At 40.1% G+C, this 4418-nt stretch carries 5 protein-coding genes; 1 reads left to right on the top strand and 4 read right to left on the bottom strand.

Annotated elements, in window-relative coordinates:
- Positions 1-5: 5 nt before the first annotated feature.
- Complete coding sequence (locus VE944_RS27125; RefSeq protein WP_324984573.1) at positions 6-608, bottom strand: hypothetical protein; 603 nt, start codon at positions 606-608, stop codon at positions 6-8.
- Between the two features lie 416 nt (positions 609-1024).
- The gene (locus VE944_RS27120; protein ID WP_324984570.1) at positions 1025-1564 is read right to left on the bottom strand and encodes a DUF2267 domain-containing protein; all 540 of its coding nucleotides are present in this window, start codon (positions 1562-1564) and stop codon (positions 1025-1027) included.
- A 250-nt stretch (positions 1565-1814) separates the two neighbouring features.
- On the opposite strand from VE944_RS27120, the gene VE944_RS27115 reads away from it, so the two are divergent.
- A complete protein-coding gene (locus VE944_RS27115; RefSeq protein WP_324984567.1) occupies positions 1815-2612 on the top strand; it encodes a dienelactone hydrolase family protein in 798 nt (265 codons plus the stop codon).
- Between the two features lie 54 nt (positions 2613-2666).
- On the opposite strand, the gene VE944_RS27110 is transcribed toward VE944_RS27115, so the two are convergent.
- Both VE944_RS27110 and VE944_RS27105 read right to left on the bottom strand, forming a co-directional pair.
- A complete protein-coding gene (locus tag VE944_RS27110) occupies positions 2667-3314 on the bottom strand; it encodes a class I SAM-dependent methyltransferase (RefSeq protein WP_324984564.1) in 648 nt (215 codons plus the stop codon).
- Between the two features lie 130 nt (positions 3315-3444).
- The coding region (locus VE944_RS27105; protein WP_324984561.1) for a sensor histidine kinase at positions 3445-4418 on the bottom strand (974 nt) is incomplete at its 5' end.

The following is a 4418-nucleotide window of genomic DNA, read 5'->3' as shown; positions in this document are numbered from 1 at the left end:
ATCTATCAACTGTTTTGAACCATCCAAACTAAAAATCCGAGAATTTGTTCTACAGGTGGAAGGGGATAATCCGTCAAGTCGATGGTGACAATATTATCCTCCAGCTTCAGGAATCGCCATTGTGTACCACTGCTAATAGAACCATAGATTACGGCAACTGGACGATTTTTTGCGGCGTTGAATCTTTGTGCTGCAACCATTTCTGCAATACATTGTCCAAACCCTGTTCTTAAATCAGCTTTTTTTGCTTCCAAAATTATAATTGCAGGTGCTTCAATTTCTAGCACTTCCGGCGAACGGCTCAAAAGGAAATCACACATCCCATTAAGTCCAACTGCCTCATCAACTGTGAAATCTTCTCCAGAGAATAAGCTAATTTGGCGATTTAATATTCGTCTAACTTCTAATAATACTGGGTAAATAATTCCTTCTGAACGTGCTTTTTCACTTGCCGAAGAAGCAAGCGACAGACTTTCTTCAAGATATGCCGTCAGTGTAGCAGATGCTTCAATTGGTTCAATGGCAGGAATAAATCGCCCACCTTCCTGCGTTTTTAACCCGAAAGCTTCTTTAACTTTACTGATAGTTGTAAACTGACTATAAGGCATAATTAGTATAAATCATAGGTCGTAAGTGTTGGCATAAGCTAAAAAACATCTAATTTGCATAATCGAATTAAATATAACTCTTGTGGGGTGGGCATCTTGCCCGCCCAGTATATGCAATTTAAATGTGCAACAGCTTAGTCCGCCGGAGGCGATCGCATTAGCTATAAAACAACAATATTATTTTGTCACAGATTTACTTGTGAGGTGATATAATCTCCCGGTCTATATATTCTTTTTTATACAAAAGACTGCGCGATATTTCTGAGTTTCATACTGCAATTGGACAATTTATTAACTACCGGATTGCTTTGGAAGATGACGGGCAGTATACAGAATTTGCTGTAGGCTAAACCTATTTAAAAAGCCTGTTTGCGATCGTTACTCGCAAACAGGCTTGACTTTTTTAATACTTGTAATTAAGCTTGCTCCCAAAGTTCACGGATACGGTCTGGGAGACAGCCAGCAATTTCCTGAATCCGTTCTTGTGAAAGTTGGTCTTTCGTGGCAGAAAATACCGCTTTAACTGCTTGTTCTGCGTCAACTGTTCCTGGAACCCCTCCTTCATTAGCAACCCGCGTGAGAAATAGATTAGAGTCAATTCCAAGGGGAGCCGGGCCTGTTAAAGGTTGACGGATTCGACTTATAAATCTCACAACAGGATTAGTGTCTTTCCAGAGTTCAGCCACTTCTAACTGGAGTGCTTTTTCATCTGTAGGTACTGCCTCTGTATGCAGTTCTGACTCGACGCGATCAATTGTGTCCGTGGTCATTAAGTCACGCATAACGCGATACACAACTTCAGTAAAGTCTCTTGCGTCATACAAATCCGCAAATCCGCTTCTAACCATGACCTTTTCAAGAAAGGAGTGATGTTCATCAGCGATCGCAGTTCGAGTATCCTCAATCTCTGTTGGGTCAACTTCTGGAATATTTGTTCTAAAACTTTGATCTGGCATTGTTTTTTCTTCTGATTATTAATTTTGAGTCTTTATGCTTACTTTATGTAAGGTCGCACAAATCAAAAACCCTTGTAATCTTCCAGAAGTTTGAGATGGTATCTATTCAAAAGTTAGAAATTTCTTTGATCTGCTCATAGCTGTAAAGTCATAGTTGAGGTGAGGAGAGCAATACTTCTGATGTTTGTGCCCGTCTGTGTCGAAAACCAGTCAAAATAAATGAGTTGGTATAAAATCAGCCCAAATAAAGATGCTACAAACAACAAACATAGAAATTAACACCTCTTATGTCAAAGTACCCAACGATGACTTAGAAATCGATGCTTACTTAGCTCAACCAGCACAAAACGGCACTTTTGGCGCGATTATAGTCTTTCCAGAAATTTTTGGAATCAATAGTAATATTCGAGATATTACAGAATTAATTGCCAAACAAGGATACGTAGCCATAGCTCCAGCGATGTATCAACGTATTGCTCCCGGTTTTGAGGCTGACTTTAGTCCAGAAGATGTTGGGTTTAGTCCAGAAGCATATCGCCTTGGCTTGGAATATTATCAACAAGTAAAGTATCAAGAAATTTTCAGCGATATTCGAGCTGCTATCGCTTACCTCAAAACTTTACCCAATGTCAAAGATAATGCGATCGGTGTCATTGGTTTCTGTTTTGGCGGTCATGTTGCTTACATAGCTGCAACTTTACCCGATATCAAAGCAACAGCTTCATTCTATGGTGGTGGAATTACCACTTCTAGTTATGGTGAAGAGACTCCAACTATTAATCGTACTTCGGAAATTCAAGGTACTATCTATGCATTTTTTGGTACAAGAGATACATTAGTTTCTCAGGAAGAAAACGAGCAAATTGAAGCAGAATTAAAGAAACATCAAATAAAGCATCGTGTATTTCGATACGATGCTGGACATGGATTCTTCGCCGGATTTTTCAAAGACAAGTACCCATTTATGGAACAACACCCAAGTTACAATCCTGAAGCTGCCCCTGATGCTTGGCAACATATTTTAGAACTGTTTCAAAACAAATTGTGATCCGGGTTGTCGTAGATATCGCACTCTTGTTCAATGAGTGCGATCCTATTGCTTTTAAATTTTTGAATTTTTTAACAGTAATTGACAACCACATAAAAATGGGTTTGGACTGTCTGTGCGATCGTCCACAAGCACTTCAATGGGAAGCTTACTGTTATAAATTAATTCGTCATAATCCATCAATGCATCCCACTTGATCTTACCGGTCGGGAAGCCTAGCTGTGAAGTACTATCAGATATTAATTCTTGCCATTTTTGAATCTCTGGATCTTGTGATTTGCAGTAATCGAGAATGGCAATAAATGCCCCAGGCTTGGTAACTCGTAGGATCTCCTCAAGAGCAAGAACTGGATCTTTAACGACACAGAGGGTAAATCCCGACGCTGCGGCATCAAAGCTATTATCAGGAAAATCAAGTTTGCACATATCTGATACCTTGAAGGTGATGTCTGCGGATACGTGCTTTTTACGTGCTTCGTCCAGCATCTTTTCAGAGAGATCAACACCGACGACATACACGCCTTCAGGATACGCTGAAAGGTTAAGACCTGTTCCTACCGCAGCATCTAGTACGGTTTGTCCTGGCTTAAGCTGCAAAGAAGCAATTAGAGGTTCGCGCTCAATGTGCCAGTAACGCTTCATAATTGCGTCATAATCCACTGCACCTTGATCGTAGGTTTCAATCACCTGATTTATCTGCATAAGTTCCTTAACAAATAGGACTGCTGGTTTTAACCACCAATTTTACGTATAATATATTTTTAATTAGTGATTAGCTACCGTAATAATAGCTAGATAATTTAGCAATTCCAAATTTGTATTTAGTATTAAGTTAAATCACTCCATAAACCTTTGACCGGAGAGGAACTTGAATGATAAACTCAGTTCCTTCTCCAGGATTTGAGAAGCACTCCAGTTTGCCGCCATGTTTTTCTGTAATAATTTGGTAGCTGATAGACATACCCATTCCAGTTCCTTTGCCAATGGGTTTGGTAGTGAAAAAGGGATCGAATATTCGTTGCTGAAATTCTTTGGAAATACCGACTCCGTTATCAGCGATCGCCACTTCTACCCAGGTTGAATTAACTACCGATGTCCGAATCTTGATTCTACTGGGATTGTCTTCTATCTCCTGATAAGTACGCAAAGCATTGCTTTCTTCTAATGCATCAATCGCATTCACTAAAATATTCATAAACACCTGGTTGAGTTGTCCGGCATAGCATTCTATTAGGGGTACATTGTCATAGTCTTTGATCACCTCAATTTCAGGTTGTTCTGGTTTAGCTTTGAGGCGGTGTTGCAAAATCATTAGAGTACTGTCGATGCCTTCATGAATATCGACGCTTTTAAATTCCGCTTCGTCCATGCGGGAGAAATTCCGCAGCGACAGTACAATTTGGCGGATGCGATCGGTGCCCACTTTCATAGAAGACAACATTTTCGGCAAGTCTTCTTGCAAAAACTCCAGATCCATGTCTTCAACAGCAGTTTGAATTTCCGAAGCAGGGTTAGAATCATGCTGCTGATACAACTGCACAAGTGCTAATAAATCCTGAGTATATTCCTGCACATGGACGAGGTTGCCATGAATAAAGTTGACTGGATTATTAATTTCGTGTGCAACTCCAGCAACTAGTTGTCCCAGACTAGACATTTTTTCACTTTGAATAACTTGAGATTGAGTGCGCTGCAATTCCCCTAATGCATTTTTGAGTTCAGTGGTACGCTCTTCTACCCGATCTTCTAGTTCTTCCTTGCTTTTCTCTAGGGCAGTAAACGATTCGTGCAGTTGCCCTGCCATGT

Source organism: Nostoc sp. (assembly GCF_035638895.1).
Taxonomy (GTDB): domain Bacteria; phylum Cyanobacteriota; class Cyanobacteriia; order Cyanobacteriales; family Nostocaceae; genus Nostoc.
This window is presented reverse-complemented; position numbering and strand designations above follow the sequence as displayed.

Bases quoted from the DNA above. Each gene is read 5' to 3' on its own strand.
- VE944_RS27125 (WP_324984573.1), bottom strand. From the start codon at position 608: ATGCCTTATAGTCAGTTTACAACTATCAGTAAAGTTAAAGAAGCTTTC.
- VE944_RS27120 (WP_324984570.1), bottom strand. From the start codon at position 1,564: ATGCCAGATCAAAGTTTTAGAACAAATATTCCAGAAGTTGACCCAACA.
- VE944_RS27115 (WP_324984567.1), top strand. From the start codon at position 1,815: ATGCTACAAACAACAAACATAGAAATTAACACCTCTTATGTCAAAGTA.
- VE944_RS27110 (WP_324984564.1), bottom strand. From the start codon at position 3,314: ATGCAGATAAATCAGGTGATTGAAACCTACGATCAAGGTGCAGTGGAT.